Origin of the sequence: Allocatenococcus thiocycli, from assembly GCF_921292965.1 — a bacterium.
In the GTDB taxonomy this organism is placed as follows: domain Bacteria; phylum Pseudomonadota; class Gammaproteobacteria; order Enterobacterales; family Vibrionaceae; genus Vibrio; species Vibrio natriegens.
In genome coordinates this window covers 1-14,332 of record NZ_CAKLCK010000031.1, presented here as the reverse complement: position 1 = coordinate 14,332, position 14,332 = coordinate 1, and the positions used below count along the sequence as shown (strand labels likewise).

18 protein-coding genes and 1 pseudogene are annotated in these 14,332 nt (G+C 45.3%); 7 read left to right on the top strand and 12 right to left on the bottom strand.

The annotated features are described in order from the left end of the window. Positions 1–118 precede the first annotated feature (118 nt). From L9Q40_RS13210 to L9Q40_RS13185, 6 genes and pseudogenes are all read right to left on the bottom strand, one after another. Entirely contained in the window at positions 119–1,327 is a 1,209-nt protein-coding gene (locus L9Q40_RS13210) for a hypothetical protein (protein ID WP_498793562.1), read from the bottom strand. After that, positions 1,320–2,033: an ABC transporter ATP-binding protein gene (locus L9Q40_RS13205; protein ID WP_498793561.1), complete on the bottom strand. Its 714-nt coding sequence runs from the start codon at positions 2,031–2,033 to the stop codon at positions 1,320–1,322. The genes L9Q40_RS13210 and L9Q40_RS13205 overlap by 8 nt, the downstream gene beginning before the upstream one ends. After that, entirely contained in the window at positions 2,033–3,268 is a 1,236-nt protein-coding gene (locus L9Q40_RS13200) for an ABC transporter permease (RefSeq protein ID WP_498793560.1), read from the bottom strand. The genes L9Q40_RS13205 and L9Q40_RS13200 overlap by 1 nt, the downstream gene beginning before the upstream one ends. Beyond that, the gene (locus L9Q40_RS13195) at positions 3,258–4,487 is read right to left on the bottom strand and encodes an ABC transporter permease (RefSeq protein ID WP_498793559.1); all 1,230 of its coding nucleotides are present in this window, start codon (positions 4,485–4,487) and stop codon (positions 3,258–3,260) included. The genes L9Q40_RS13200 and L9Q40_RS13195 overlap by 11 nt, the downstream gene beginning before the upstream one ends. 33 nt (positions 4,488–4,520) lie before the next feature. Continuing rightward, positions 4,521–5,267 (bottom strand): outer membrane lipoprotein-sorting protein, encoded by a 747-nt coding sequence (locus tag L9Q40_RS13190; protein WP_498793558.1) that lies wholly within the window; start codon positions 5,265–5,267, stop codon positions 4,521–4,523. Positions 5,268–5,447: 180 nt separating this feature from the next. After that, positions 5,448–5,734: pseudogene (locus tag L9Q40_RS13185) on the bottom strand (alternative ribosome-rescue factor A). A 368-nt stretch (positions 5,735–6,102) separates the two neighbouring features. On the opposite strand from L9Q40_RS13185, the gene L9Q40_RS13180 reads away from it, so the two are divergent. The 4 genes from L9Q40_RS13180 to L9Q40_RS13165 all read left to right on the top strand — a co-directional run bounded on the left by L9Q40_RS13180 (position 6,103) and on the right by L9Q40_RS13165 (position 7,946). Further along, complete coding sequence (locus L9Q40_RS13180; RefSeq protein ID WP_005375625.1) at positions 6,103–6,312, top strand: cold-shock protein; 210 nt, start codon at positions 6,103–6,105, stop codon at positions 6,310–6,312. A gap of 89 nt (positions 6,313–6,401) precedes the next feature. Beyond that, the gene (locus L9Q40_RS13175) at positions 6,402–6,947 is read left to right on the top strand and encodes a YaeQ family protein (RefSeq protein WP_498793556.1); all 546 of its coding nucleotides are present in this window, start codon (positions 6,402–6,404) and stop codon (positions 6,945–6,947) included. Further along, positions 6,934–7,476 (top strand): hypothetical protein, encoded by a 543-nt coding sequence (locus L9Q40_RS13170; protein WP_498793555.1) that lies wholly within the window; start codon positions 6,934–6,936, stop codon positions 7,474–7,476. The genes L9Q40_RS13175 and L9Q40_RS13170 overlap by 14 nt, the downstream gene beginning before the upstream one ends. 110 nt (positions 7,477–7,586) lie before the next feature. Then, a complete protein-coding gene (locus L9Q40_RS13165; protein WP_065301353.1) occupies positions 7,587–7,946 on the top strand; it encodes a glutaredoxin family protein in 360 nt (119 codons plus the stop codon). Between the two features lie 84 nt (positions 7,947–8,030). Here L9Q40_RS13165 and L9Q40_RS13160 read toward each other — a convergent pair whose 3' ends face one another. Beyond that, positions 8,031–8,654, bottom strand: coding sequence for an OmpA family protein (locus L9Q40_RS13160; protein WP_020335294.1), 624 nt, complete (start codon positions 8,652–8,654; stop codon positions 8,031–8,033). A gap of 275 nt (positions 8,655–8,929) precedes the next feature. On the opposite strand from L9Q40_RS13160, the gene L9Q40_RS13155 reads away from it, so the two are divergent. Then, positions 8,930–9,562 (top strand): thiol:disulfide interchange protein DsbA/DsbL, encoded by a 633-nt coding sequence (locus L9Q40_RS13155; RefSeq protein WP_498793554.1) that lies wholly within the window; start codon positions 8,930–8,932, stop codon positions 9,560–9,562. Between the two features lie 13 nt (positions 9,563–9,575). Further along, the gene (gene bamJ / locus L9Q40_RS13150; RefSeq protein WP_498793553.1) at positions 9,576–10,049 is read left to right on the top strand and encodes a BamJ family beta-barrel-assembly machinery protein; all 474 of its coding nucleotides are present in this window, start codon (positions 9,576–9,578) and stop codon (positions 10,047–10,049) included. Positions 10,050–10,110: 61 nt separating this feature from the next. Here the strand turns inward: bamJ and cyoE are convergent, their stop codons facing one another. From cyoE to L9Q40_RS13130, 4 genes are read right to left on the bottom strand one after another with little or no spacing between them, the layout of a single operon-like run. Beyond that, a complete protein-coding gene (gene cyoE, locus L9Q40_RS13145) occupies positions 10,111–11,019 on the bottom strand; it encodes a heme o synthase (protein WP_498793552.1) in 909 nt (302 codons plus the stop codon). Further along, positions 11,012–12,031: a COX15/CtaA family protein gene (locus L9Q40_RS13140; RefSeq protein ID WP_498793551.1), complete on the bottom strand. Its 1,020-nt coding sequence runs from the start codon at positions 12,029–12,031 to the stop codon at positions 11,012–11,014. The genes cyoE and L9Q40_RS13140 overlap by 8 nt, the downstream gene beginning before the upstream one ends. Before the next feature lie 9 nt (positions 12,032–12,040). Beyond that, entirely contained in the window at positions 12,041–12,577 is a 537-nt protein-coding gene (locus L9Q40_RS13135; protein WP_014234640.1) for a redox-active disulfide-containing membrane protein, read from the bottom strand. Further along, on the bottom strand, positions 12,574–13,341 hold the full coding sequence (locus L9Q40_RS13130) for an SURF1 family protein (protein ID WP_498793570.1): 768 nt from the start codon (positions 13,339–13,341) through the stop codon (positions 12,574–12,576). The genes L9Q40_RS13135 and L9Q40_RS13130 overlap by 4 nt, the downstream gene beginning before the upstream one ends. On the opposite strand from L9Q40_RS13130, the gene L9Q40_RS13125 reads away from it, so the two are divergent. Beyond that, positions 13,340–13,576 (top strand): DUF2909 family protein, encoded by a 237-nt coding sequence (locus tag L9Q40_RS13125; RefSeq protein ID WP_014234642.1) that lies wholly within the window; start codon positions 13,340–13,342, stop codon positions 13,574–13,576. The two genes, L9Q40_RS13130 and L9Q40_RS13125, sit on opposite strands and share 2 nt — an antisense overlap. Positions 13,577–13,590: 14 nt before the next feature. On the opposite strand, the gene L9Q40_RS13120 is transcribed toward L9Q40_RS13125, so the two are convergent. Beyond that, positions 13,591–14,332: cytochrome c oxidase subunit 3 (locus L9Q40_RS13120; RefSeq protein ID WP_498793550.1), on the bottom strand; the 742-nt coding region annotated here is incomplete at its 5' end.

Sequence of the window (14,332 nt, the reverse complement as noted above, 5' to 3'; positions counted from 1 at the left end):
ACAAATATAACGACTTTTACAAAAAGATTAACCCTACGGGACGAAAACGCCATAAAAACAAGGTTTTATTTGCTATTAACAAAAGTATTTAGAGACAATGACTAGATGAATGCGCTTGCTAGAAGCTGTAGCGAATGTTCGCAAACAATAGTGTCGCAGGCGTCTCACCAAACAAACTGTCACTTTCACCGGTAAAGCATTGAACAACGGTGAGTAACTGCCAGTCATTAGCAAGTGAGTAATTACTCGAAAGCCCCGCAAAATAAGAGCCATCATCGTAATAACTTACGGATGCCGTCAGGCGATTAAGGGAAGTCAGATCAAAGCTTACATCAGCATAAAGTGTGTGCTGAGTAAAACTGAGGGTTTTCGCATCGAGAGGTAAGTTTAGATAAGCGACGGCGCTAGAAGCATCAACTGGCTCTGAAATGAATAACCACGCCACACGCCCAAGCCAGCTGCGTTTCCCTCCAAAACTGTAGTCCGATTCAAGGCTTCCTACCATGGATGATTGAGTCAATTCGCCTTGGTATTGCTTTTCTATCGGATCAAACCAGGATAACTCGCCACGTAAACCCGCTTCGTAGATGTCTGTTGCAAACCCAGCTCCTAGTACAAAGTCCCGGTTTGTCCGCCCAGCAATCACCTGATAATCCCAGCCTGATTGATTGGCAAAATAGCGTAGCGAAATACTATTCTTATCTGGCGACTCCGCTGGCGCGAAAATTAAATCGATGCCATCGGCAAACCCTAGCTTCTTGCTTACCATTAGCGCATCGGTACCCGCTCGCTCTTCATAATCAAAATCATAAATAGAGTAAGCATTATAGATATCGTTTGGGTTCCAGATCGTGTTCATCGACCAATTGACACGAAAACGACCAGCCGTTGCGCTCCAGTCTTCCTCACGCCAGGTGATATAAAGTCGATCAAACTGAGTATTGAGAATTACGCTGTCATCTCGCCAGTTTTTGCTCAGATCAAAGTATCCGTTATCCAATGCGACCAGATCTGCATATTGGTCGAAATCGAGTGAATCACCCCACAAAGCACGGTTTCTCATCCCGACATTAATACGCCAGTTTGGTGAAAATCGATATTCAAGATTGAAGCGATTATGAATCAAGTGATCGAGCGTATTACTGTGACTATCCGGAATGTTATAAGTGGCCATGTACTTGATATAACCATCGAAGTCCCATGCTTTTTCAGGCTCAACACCCGGAATCGAGGCGGAAGTTTGCGAGTTTAGAAACAGTAAACTCAACGCAAGATAGCGGCTCACGTTGGTATTCGGCTTTGAACCGTTTGACCTCCACCTAAGCATGAGATCTCTCCGCATGATTACCAATATTGCTGAAATCTCTCGCTAAACGCCCATCTTCAAATACGATAATTCGATGCGCCCGCTTGATCACTCTGGGATCATGTGTGGAGAAGATAAACGTCGTGCCCTCTTGTTCACTTAACTGCTCCATGATATCGAGAAGTTCTGCGGTACTTTTCGCATCTAAATTAGCCGTTGGTTCATCCGCCATAACAAAGCGAGGTTTAGGTGCGAGTGCTCGTGCGACGGCCACACGCTGTTGTTGCCCGCCCGACATTTTACTCGGGCGTTTATGCATTTGCTCAGCCAATCCAACCTGCTCAAGTAATGAAGAAGCACGCTCGCGGCACTCTCTTTCGCTTTTCCCCTGAAGTTGCATTACGAACTCGACATTTTCTAATGCCGTTAACACAGGCAATAGGCTGTAGTCCTGAAAGATAAAGCCAATGTTATCCCTGCGATATGCGATCAGCTCTTTCTCCGACATTTCGGAAATAAGGCAACCATCAATTTCCACTCGACCTGCGGTCGGTGCATCAATGCCCCCAAGCATATTGAGCAGCGTGGTTTTTCCCGAACCAGACGGCCCCATAATAGCGACAAACTCCCCCTGTTTGATTTCCAATTCAACACTCTTAACGGCATGCACCGGAAAATCACTGTCGGGATTGTAGGTTTTGGTTAAATGTTCGAGTTTAATCGTCATCAAGTTTTCTCCGCCATGGCATCCACAGGTCGATGTTTGAGTATTTGTCGCGACGGGTACCAAGCAGCAAACAGACTCGCGACAAAAATCGCCACAATGATCATCTGGTACTCATAAAAAGACACTCTTGGGAACAGCAAGGTATCCACACCATAAGCGCCTAACCCGTCGGCAAGGCCACTGAGCGACAACCCTGTGATACTCAAAATTTTTAGCATGATGGCGCTTCCTATCAATCCAAACATGCAGCCCGACAGCCCGAGAAACAGCGTCTCTAAAATGATAAGTAAGCGGATTTTGTGTTGCTGCATGCCCACAGCCATCAGCACGCCAAATTCTCTGGTACGCTCGAATACTGACATCAGCATGATATTGATGATGCCCAACATCATCGCCAACACAAACACCACCAGCATGACCTGATTCGAAATGTCCATGGAACTCATCATCGTAGAGAGTAAAGGCTGTATTTCTTCCCACTTCCTCACCACTAAATGATCTTTCGACCTGTTCGAAAGTAGCGTCTGAGTAAACCATTTTGTTTGCTCTAACGTGTTATCGTCATTAGATTTAAGTAGAATGGAAATCTCGTGCGCGCCTTTTAAACCCGCGATGTTTTCCAGATCTGCTTTGCGCACATAGGTATTACCCTCATCAAACGTCGTGGATGGTGTTTTGAATATTCCCTTTACCCGAAAAGCTGCACCAGATACATCGCCATTGATATCTGAAAGCGTCAAAATTACTTTGGAGCCTACACGCAGGTTTAATCTCTTAGCGGTTTTCTGGGACACTAAAATAGGATTTCTCCCCTCTTCATCCAGCCATTGCCCTAACAATATGTGCTCAGCCAACGGTGTGATCTGCTGCTCTTGCACAATATCGATGCCATTGATGCGAATACCACGTGTACTGCGCGCAGAGGCGATCATTCCATCAGCGAGAAAACGTTCAGACACGGCTTTCACTTGCTGCTGATTAGCTAATGTCGCCGCAATGACATCCGCGTTTGGAATAATCTCTTCCAGTTCAGGATTAATCAAATACTGCTCTTGATGGATCTGTAAGTGGCTGGTTTGCCAGGAGATTGCATTTTTAATCATGCTATCAACTAGGCCGTTCATAAATCCTATCATGGCAACCACACCCATCAGACCAAACACCATCGCCCCAATCATGATTGATGTTCTGAGCTTGTTCCTCCATAGGTTTCTCCACGCTAATTTAATCAACATGCGAACCTCCTTTGAGACCGCTTGCGATAGGGAGGCGTAATAAGCGCAGCATAGGATAAAGAAGACATAAAAAGAGGATAACGAACACAACTGAGATTTGAGTCAAAGCTAAATGAGGGTCAAGAGAGACAGGGACAATTGGCTCGAACCCGGTTTCCAACATCATTTCAGCCGCCTCTCCGGTAATTTCAATCGGGTTAAAGTAAAAATAAACCAGTACCGGGGCGCTGATCATCAAGCCAAGCAGTACGCCGATGAATGAGATAAACAGCGACTCAATCGCCAGCAACGAAATCAGTTTCCCTCTTAGCATCCCAGTCGCCAACATGACCGCAAATTCGCGCTGCCTTTCTAGCGTTGTCATCAAAATGGTGGCAAACAGGCCAAACCCAACAATGCCGTAGAGGATATAAATTAAAAATATTCCTCCTGCTTTATCGAGGGCAATCTGTTGCGATAGTTCGGGTGACAGTGCTTGCCAATCTTTCACCGCCACTTCTTTACCATAATCTCTGCGCAGCTGGTCTACGACACTCGATAAACCGCGCAAGTTTTCTGTATTGAGAACCCAAGCTGTCACTTGTTTATCCAATGAAAATAGCGCCTGAGCCGTATCGATCGGCATGTAGACCAATTGAGAGTCGAGTTGCTGCAGCGGGAAGTGCAAAATACCCGCAACGCGATACAACCCTGCAGCGGTTTGACCGTGATAGCCCATGCCATACAAGACCAATTCATCACCAACATCTAAATGGAGGTATTGGGCCAGTCTTCCACCCACAAGCACTGCATTTTCCCCCGGAGCAATAAAACTGCCTTTGACGATTTTGTCACTGATGCTGGAATAGCTGTCTTCGGCTGCTGGATCAACCCCCAATACCAGAGTGCCCTTTGAGAATTCATCTTTCGCCGCTAACGCAAACGACTCGACTCTTGGCAGAACAACATCAATGTTGGGATTATCCATCGCTGAGGAGATAAACGACTCGGTTTGTGGCAAAACATCATCAATACTTGAAGTGTCACTGAACTGCGGATTCTGCAATTGGATCAACCCCGTATAGAACTTTGCCGCGTTTTTTATATTCGACGTGTAACTGCCTTCTTGAAAAGATCGGGTGATAAGAGAGAGGAAAAGCACCAAAGCCAGCGCTGTCGCAGTCAGCAACGTCCGCCGTTTTTGCCGCCATAAATTTCGCCAAGCAAGTTTCATCAGCATAAGCTATTGCCTTCCCTACTCATGACACACGATCTAATCTCGGAGTAACTTCATTTGCTGTTGAGAGAAAAAATCATCATCAATTTTAAAGTCAAACTGAGCTTGGTGTGTCGTCAGCACGGTTTTATTACCCGGCTTATCTATCGGCCTCATTTCTAGGCGAGTGGCCACCTTTCTTCCACCGAGCATTTTGATATCAAAAGTGGTCATGACATTGACCAGTTCATCAAACTCATCATAGAACTCTATCTTGCGCTGTAAGTAAGTCGCCTGAGAAATCCACAAGGTAACTTTATTCCACACAACTGGCGCGTCAGGTTTCGCTAGCGCATCAATTCGCCAGACCTTATCGCCATCAAAGGTCTCTTCTCCGAGCATGGTGTGTTCGTAATCTACGACGATAGAGGATTGATTAATGAGATCGTCATTTGTGAAGTCAGAACCCATCCACGACTGACTCAACATGGATGGCGCAATCTTTATAATTCGTTCAATGCTTGGGACCCAGTTCCACATTTCTCTATAGCGCTTGAGTGATGCACTGCCTTTATCCTTTGCCGGAGCCGTCACCAGTACTAAAGAGAGTTCAGTTCCTTTCGTCCAGCTCTTCATGGTCATTGAGCGACGCCAATCCGGGCGGATAATTTCCATCGTCGCTTCACTATAGCTGGATTCGCCTCGCATGGTTTGATCCGACTTCTGCACTATCTCAAAGGCGGTTGCCGCCAAGGTCAGAGGTGAGGAGATGATAGATAGCAAGATCAAAAATGTTCTAATCATAATAATCCTCTCCCCAGGCTGACTTTACATCAACACAGAAATAACAATAAAAACATGCAATTCAATTGAGTATAGCAAGGAACCCATTGTGCTTAGGTGATGTAAGGTAGAAAAAACCAGGTGTGTGATGTGTCGTCAAACTGGAGTAAAAATTAACCAGCAAACAAGAGCCAATAAGTATCAACAAACACGGCGAGTCAAAGCAAGAACATCAAGTATGGGATATTTAGGTAAAGAAAAAGCCCTATTCAAAATCCACATTGGGAGAACTTTGAATAGGGCTCTTTGCCTCTATGCTTCATTTTCCGACTGAAGCTACCTTTACCTTTTTTCGCGGTAACGATTCTCGTTTTAAATAACTGACTCGTAACAACCGCTTTTAGCGCGTTATCTTTTATTTTACCTCTGCCGAATTCGGTATCATGGTGAAACTCATTCGGCTGAGGACTCGCTTTTGACTTTGCCATAAATCCTCCTTAATGGTCGGGCCAGATTGGACAATAATTAGAAAAATAAGTCAATTTAATTGAGTAAAAATAATTTCATGCCTAAAAACTTCACAGCGACGTCATTTAATTGAAAATTACTCTAAAACGCGTCGATTAAATAGTGACTGCATACAAATATTTGCCCTTAAAGTACTAATATCTGTTGACTCTTACCGTATTTAACCTAGACTCAAACACGGCTAGAAAGAAAGTTCTTTGTTTTCACATTTCGTTGGATTACTCGTAACTCCGTCGTCCTGTGGTACGCAATAGCAATTTATTTTTCCACGCTATAAGCGCCGTTGAGGCGAAAGATTACACAAATTTAGATATTTAGGAAAATAGACATGTCTAACACAGCTACTGGTACAGTTAAGTGGTTCAACGAAACTAAAGGCTTCGGTTTCATCCAACAAGAAAACGGTCCTGACGTATTTGCTCACTTCTCTGCAATCACTGGTGACGGCTTCCGTACTCTAGTTGAAGGCCAGAAAGTAGAGTTTGTTATCTCTCAAGGTCAAAAAGGCCCTCAAGCAGAGCAAATCAAAGTACTTTAATTCTTAAAGAATTTGATACGGTAGCCAGCTTTTAAGCTGGCTATTTTTTTATCTATAATTCACTTTCCTCTCCGAGCACTGACAACCATATGGCGCTAAAACCTACCATTTACAAATTTCGTATCGATATTTCCGATATGAACAACGATTATTATAATTCGCACAAACTGACCATCGCTCTGCATCCTTCAGAAAAACCACAACGTATGTTAGCTCGTGTCTTGGCTTATTGCCTCAATGCGACAAGCGATTTAGAGTTTACGAAAGGGCTATCAACCATTGAAGAACCTGACCTTTGGCACATCGAAGACGATCAAAGCATCACTCACTGGATTGAAATCGGTGAACCAGACGCAGATCGAATCAAAAAAGCCACTCGCCTTTCAAAGCAGGTCAAAGTCTACAGCTATAACACTAAGGCTTCGGTATGGTGGGAGAAAGTATCAGGCAAGTTTTCCATGCTTCCGGTAAGCGTAGAAAGTTTTGACTACGACTCCATTGACACAATTTGTCAGCACCTTGACCGTGGCGCAAGCCTTTCTGTTATGATCACTGGTACGTCTATATTTGTTGATATTAACGATCAACATATCGAAGTAACGGTGAGGGAACTGCAAAGTCATGACGCCACTTAATACACTGTTTCAAGAGATGGGATTCAAAACGATTCCCTTTGTAACCGAGCATAAGACGGCAAAGAAACGTTGGCTGGACGAACAGAACGCGCTATTCACTAGAGTGTGTGAGAATAAGCCATCAACAGCCCCGGCACTTCATCTGCTGGGATTGCTGACTAAATCACACATTGAAGCTAGTGCTAGCTACGATCAAAACGCGCACGCTAGCCAACAAATGCAGATAGCGATCAGTGAGTCAGTGGGTGACGAACACGCGAGCAAGTTCACCAATCAATCTGCTGAAGACCTCATTCTGATTACCCACCTGTGGCTCTTTACGCAAGGGTATCTGAATATGGATTTCAGCCTGGCTCACGATCATGCAGAGCAAACTCAGAACACGCTCCAACATGAACTGGTGATTCAACGTATTGATGTCGACGCGTTTAGAACCGAGTTGATGCGTAGCTTTTATTTGGGACGAGAAGCAAATCCAGTCAAAAGTGGCGGCTTTTTAGGTTGGTTCAAACGACTATTTTCCATATAAAAAGCATGGTTTTATCTACAGTAAACAACTGATAGACTGCGTCTCCGGCGCGACACTTGTCGTAATTGTATTCGTAAAGGACATCATCCTTTGAACATCAGGGACTCATTATGAAGTTTATTCGTTGGTTTTTAGGAAAAATCATATTATTGCTTAACGCTGTTTTTTCACCTCGTGGAATCAAGCGCGATGCTAATGAACAAATGAGCGTTGACGACAAAGCGAAGCAATATGCGCTTTATCAGTTTGAAGCTTGTCCTTTCTGCGTGAAAGTTCGCCGAGCAATGAAACGACAGTCGGTAAAAATCGAACTACGTGACGCGAAGAACGACCCTGCTCATCGCCAAGATCTCGAGCAAGGTGGCGGTAGAATTAAAGTTCCTTGTCTTCGAATCGAAAAAGATGGTGAGACACATTGGCTTTACGAGTCTTCAGACATCGTCGCACATATTGAAAAAGAATTTGCCTAGTTCCCCCTAAGAACATTGGCGGATGTAAAAGAGGCACCAATCAATTGGTGCCTCTTTTCTATTTATCAGAACAAATAACGACGATTAGTCGCTGACGATCAGCATCAGTTCCACACGGCGATTACATGCTTTTCCGCTGGCGGTCGCATTGCTGCATTGGGGAGCATGCTCACCAAACCCACGCGAGAAAACTCTTTGACGTGGAATACTGGTTGCCAGCAACTGCTTTTCAACTTCGCGAGCTCGTCGTTCGGACAATGTGTCATTAAAACTTGCCGCCCCGGTGCTGTCTGCATGCCCATCGATCACCACGTCAACATCAGTACGTCCTGCCAGATAGTGCCCTAGACTGCTCAGCCAGCCTTGAGATTGTGCGGATAATTGGGCAGAACCAGTCTGAAAGTGAACTTGATCTTTCAAGCGTACCATCAAGTGTCCCCCACTGATGGTTTCATGGGCAATATTGTGCCGATCTAAAAACATCTCCAGTGAAGTTATGGAATAGGATTCGTCCACAGCAGCGTTCGTAGTCGGCTGAGCAGCGATGTTCATGACACTCGATGAATTACCATACCCCCACTCAGGGTGTCTTAGCTCTGTGTTCGTCTTCGGGGCTGTATCTAACATGTTCCCACCAGGCACTATGTCTTGACTGATACTGCCGCACCCTCCAAGAATGCCACAAACAATTAAAAACCACTGCTTCATACCGTTCCCAACGTAGAAAAACTCTTATTCATTATGTCGACTCAATACGCATTGTCTTTAGCGCTTTCGTCAGTTCAATATCAGGCATAACGTCAAATGACATTAAAACATCGAAACAAATGCACTGTTCGTGCCAGCCATATGATGCTTTTAGCAGCGAGTTTGATTTCTATTTGGGCATTATCATCTCACTTTAGTGTAACAATCGGTTTTAATGGTTTTAGTCGTCATCGTTAACCGATAAACTAGCGAAAATTTCTCAATCGAGCGTTAATATGTTCAAAAACATTTTGAAAGGATTTGCTTTTTTTGCCGCAGTGACAGCACTCTCAGCATGTGACAACGGCAATTCACAGCCGCTACAAGGCAAACAGTATGAAGTGCTGCCAGCCTCACTTCAGGAGTACCAACTCGCTCCTGTTACCGAAGCTTTTTCTCTGACCTGCGGTCACTGTCGCTCGATGGAAGAGTTTGTCCCTCAACTGGAGTCTCTGACTGAGCAAGACGTTGAAAAAGTGCATGTTACGTTTAACGAAAGTGCTCAGATCAGCGCTATCATTTTCTATACGGCGGTAATGCAGCTAGAGGCGACTCCAGATAAGGCATTTATGGCTGACCTGTTTGCTGCGGTTCAAATGGCACCTGAAGCCACCGCTGATGAACGCCAAGCAGCGGTAGAAAAAGCGTTTGAAGCTCGTAACCTGATCAGCCCTTATCAACTTGACGACGCACAGCAAAAACAGCTTTTCGAGTACATAAACAATGCTGATGCAATTACGACTAAAGGGCAAATCAACTCAGTGCCAACCTTTATCGTCAACGGTAAATATCAGGTGATTAGCGGCGGTCATGACAGTATTGAAGCTATGGCTGAAACAATTAACTACTTACTAAAGCAACCTAAATAGACAAGGAGCCAACGTGTCTAAATTTTTGTTTCCTATTATTATTTTTGTTCTTGCGGCATTTTTCATTTATCGCACTTGGACAAACCATAAAGTGGCCGATGAAAACTTTGCCAAGGGACAAGCATTCCTACTAGAGAACGCCAAGAAAGACGGGGTCATCACAACAGAAAGTGGCCTGCAATATATGGTGCTAGAGAAAGGTACGGGTGACGTTCACCCAACAGCAACAAGCAAAGTAAAAGTGCATTACCATGGCACACTGATTGATGGTTCGGTATTCGATAGTTCAGTAAACCGCGGCGAGCCTATCTCATTCGGTCTGAACCAAGTGATTAAAGGCTGGCAAGAGGGTGTTCAGTACATGGTAGAAGGTGAGAAGATTCGCCTGTTCGTACCAAGCACTCTCGGTTACGGCAAAGATGGTTCGGGTCCAATTCCACCAGCAAGTGTGCTGATCTTTGATATTGAGTTGCTAGAAATTCAATAAAAAATTAAAAACGCCGGATGACTACAATCCGGCGTTTTTCTATTCAGAATGTCACAAAGGTTCACATCATTGATAAATTGAGGTTGTGATCTGCAAGTAAAGCGATAAACAACACAAAAAGATGATAGATAGAAAACTTAAAGGTTTCTATCGCGCTCCGTTCTTCCGGTGCAAACTTCAGCTTCCACGCGTGGTAAATAAACCCGGCGTTAAGCAGAAGTGACGTAAATAGATAAATAAAGCCGACCATACCAACCAGCACTGGCATCACACATACCAAAGTAAGCAGTACGGAATACAACAGAATTGAGGTTTTGGTGTATTCGATCCCATGCGTGACAGGAAGCATAGGGATATCCACTTTACGATATTCTTCCACTCGGTGAATCGCCAGAGCCCAAAAATGGGGCGGCGTCCAGATGAATATAATCATCACCAAAAGCCATGCATTACCGTGCAATTCGCCAGTTACCGCTGTCCATCCTAATAGTGGTGGCATCGCACCAGCTATGCCGGCTATCACAATATTTTGTGGCGTAGCCCGCTTGAGATACATGGTGTAGACAACCGCATAGCCAAGCAAACTCAATAATGTCATCCATGCGGTCAACGGATTTACCCAAGCGTACAGCAGAACAAACCCTAATCCGCCTAAACAAACGGCAAATGTCACCACAGACTTCGGGTTGGTGTCCCCAGAGGGCAACGGACGCTTATGAGTACGAGCCATTCGCGCGTCTATATTACGGTCGACCAAATGATTAAATGCCGCAGCAGAACCTGCCATCAAACCGATCCCTATTAGCCCTATCGCAGCTTGTAGCCAAGGGAAAACATCCACAGGCGCCAGGCTCATACCAACAACAGCGGTCACCAGCATGAGTGCGACCACTTTTGGCTTGGTGAGTTTTAGGTAAGTAGAACCAATTCGCTTTTGTCCCTCTAAAGACAATACAATTTCTTTATTCATAGCGAACTCCTTTCGCTTGATGACTCCACTGTGTTTTTCCTTGCCACAAGTAGAATTGACTCACACAAATCAGGCTCAACATAATTGCAGCGCCCAGTGTGTGGGCCACTGCGACGTAGATAGGCAACTGAAACACGACATTGCTTACGCCGAGCATGATTTGGCAGATAAGCACAATGCCAATCCACAAGCCTGACGCCCGAGAGTAATGAGAGTCTTGTTTGAACAAAAGTACGCAATACGATGTAACCACCAGCGCCGTCACAATGGCTCCAATTCGATGGCTCACGTGTATGGTCATTCTTGCCGGATATTCCAAAACACCAAATTCGTAATTTTCGAATCCGGCTTGCCACAATGAAAATGCTTCTTTCCAGGATAGGTAACTCATCCAATCGCCTTCACAAATGGGCAATGTGGTACACATCAAAGCGGCATAGTTTGAAGAAGTCCAACCGCCCAGCAGCACCTGCAAGAGCACCACTGCAAATGCGACCATAGAGAATAAACGCACCGTATTGGTGGAGGGTGAAAAATAGAGATTGCCTTGCGCCTTAAGCTGACAATGAAATACCGCTTGCAGTGCCAACAATGTGAAACCACCGAGTAAATGAAGCATGACTACAACAGGCATCAGTTTGAGGGTAACCGTCCACATACCCAACATCGCTTGCCCAACAACCAGTATGCAAAGCATGATCGGTATCGAAGCGTTAACGCGATCTGAACGTGATGCGAGAACAGCCATAACAAAAATCACAATCCCAAGCGTTCCGGCGAAATAACGATGGATCATCTCCAGCCACGCTTTTTCATGTTCAACCACACGATCAGGAAAATTCAAGTTGGCTCTTGCAACATCATCTTCGTGATGAGGAACCGACAAATGACCATAGCAACCCGGCCAGTCAGGGCAGCCTAGGCCAGCATCGGACAAACGGGTATACGCACCGAGCATGATCACCACCAGTGTAAGACACAAGCTGATTCTCACTAGTCGAATTAGTGTCATGGTTTCCCCCTATCCCACTCGGGACAACTTAAGCAGTTTGCGCAAATCAGCCAGCATATCCTTGCTAAGCTTAACCAAATCTTCGTTTTGCTTTGGTGTGTAGGACATAACTAACTGCCCCAACGGGTCAACGATGACCACTTGCCCTTGTTCAACTTTTTCTGCCACAGACGCATTTATTACCATCCTCTCCATCGATGTATCTACCGAGTCTGACGATTCCAATGTCCAAAGCACAGGCACAACACGTTCTTGATATTTTCCTAAGGCAATATGACTTTGTTTAAGCAGATGCAACTGTTGTTGGCACTGCTGCTCACAATGATTGGGCACCACATACGCCAATTGCCAACCATGTAGCGTTTGCGGGGCTGTTTGACCTAACTGTTCGAGCGTAGTGTAAGGTTCAATGAGTTTACCTCGGTTAGTCACGCCACTCTGATACCAACCCTGACTCAAGATCAACTTTGCAATTAACGCAGGTAGAGCGAACAAACACACTAACGAGATCAGAACTAAACGCCCTCTTGTTACTTTCGAAGTCATTTTTCACCTCCATGTGATGAGACCGCTCTTAACCAACGAATAAAGACCACGACAGTCAGTAGGAGAAAGACACCTGCCATAACAAACCACTGTACGGAATAGCCAAAGTGTTTAGCGCTTGTTAGTGGTAACGGGTTCCACGGGAATTCATATGGCCAGTTTTCTAAATTATCTGGCTGCAAAACCGCTGGCATTAACTCGACATTCATCATCTCGTTCAATTGAGAGATATTAAGATTTTGCACACGAATGGCATCGCCCAGCTCGGGCATCAACTCGGAACTCAATGGGTTCATTGATTTGCGGTATAATCGCCCTGTCACCATAGCTGGCGTATCTAACTCTTTGACAACTGGCAGTTCAGAGCGGGAGCGCTCTCCCTCCACAAAACCCAGTTCCATAAGTGCCAATATGTTCTGTTGCTGGCTAACAGAAACCACCTGATACGCCAGATAACCCACTTTTCCGTTGTAGGTTTGGTTGTCCAACAAAATCACAGGCAAAGGTTCAGGGGTCACTTGCGCCTCGACCTTAACGCCAATGACACTTTCTTCACGCCAATCATTGTTATCGAGTACGACATGCATTGCCTGATAAGGCTGGTCAGAACGCGAGAGAATGGTCTGCTCAAGGGCTTGTTTCTCCTCGCCTCTCTCTAATTGCCAAAAGCCCAGTTTGACCAACAGAGAAAACACAGCCACAGTTAAACAAACCGCACCCCAAAACCGCTTCGATAAAAGTAGTGTTGAAACCGGAGGTTCCATGTCCACCGTATTCTTGTTCAAATTGACGCTCATCCTTTTGCTGCTATTCATCATATTCAACCTCGCCAAAGCCCTTATCGAAATGGTTCGTGAAGATCCTGATAATCCCGACCGTGACCATAAACCGATGAGTCACTATTTGGGCCGACGAGTTATGTTTTCTGCGCTAGTTGTTATCCTGCTCCTTATCGCACTGACGTCTGGATGGATAGACCCTAACCCTCGCCCTTACTAGCCTCTGCTGGGGAGTTAAAGCACATAAACGAAAACAAACAGGCACAACCAAACCACATCAACAAAGTGCCAATACCAACTGCCCGCCTGAAAGGCAAAATGGTTGTTTGGAGAAAAGTGATCCTTCGCGATTCTGAACAGCAATACGATTAAGAAAATCGTTCCAAGACAAACGTGCATGCCGTGGAAACCCGTCAGCATAAAGAACGTATTTCCGTAAACCCCGGACTGCAAAGTCAGTCCCATTTCCTGATAGGCATGGATGTACTCTTCCGCCTGGTAAAATAGGAAGAAGCCAGCCAGCACAATGGTGATTTCCAGCCAGACAATCAGCGCAGTACGTTTGTTTTGCTCCAAACTGATGTGGGCCATATGCAATGTTATGGAAGAGAGCAGAAGAATGATGGTATTGGTGAGCGGAATGCCTTGCCACGGCATCGCTTGAGTGGTTTCGCCACTAGGCGTAGTTGTCAGTGGCCACATCGCTTCAAAATTGGGCCAGAGAACTTCATTGGTCATGAAGTTATTGTCCGCCCCACCCAACCATGGGACGGCGACCATTCTTGCGTAGAACAGCGCACCAAAAAATGCGCCAAAGAACATCACCTCTGAGAAAATGAACCAACTCATCCCCTGACGAAAAGAGCGAGTAATTTGGGAGCTGTACTTACCGGTCAGGGACTCGGTAATCACGTTACTAAACCAGCCCGCTAACATGTACAGCAGAAACAGAAATCCACGGCCAAAACAACACGAC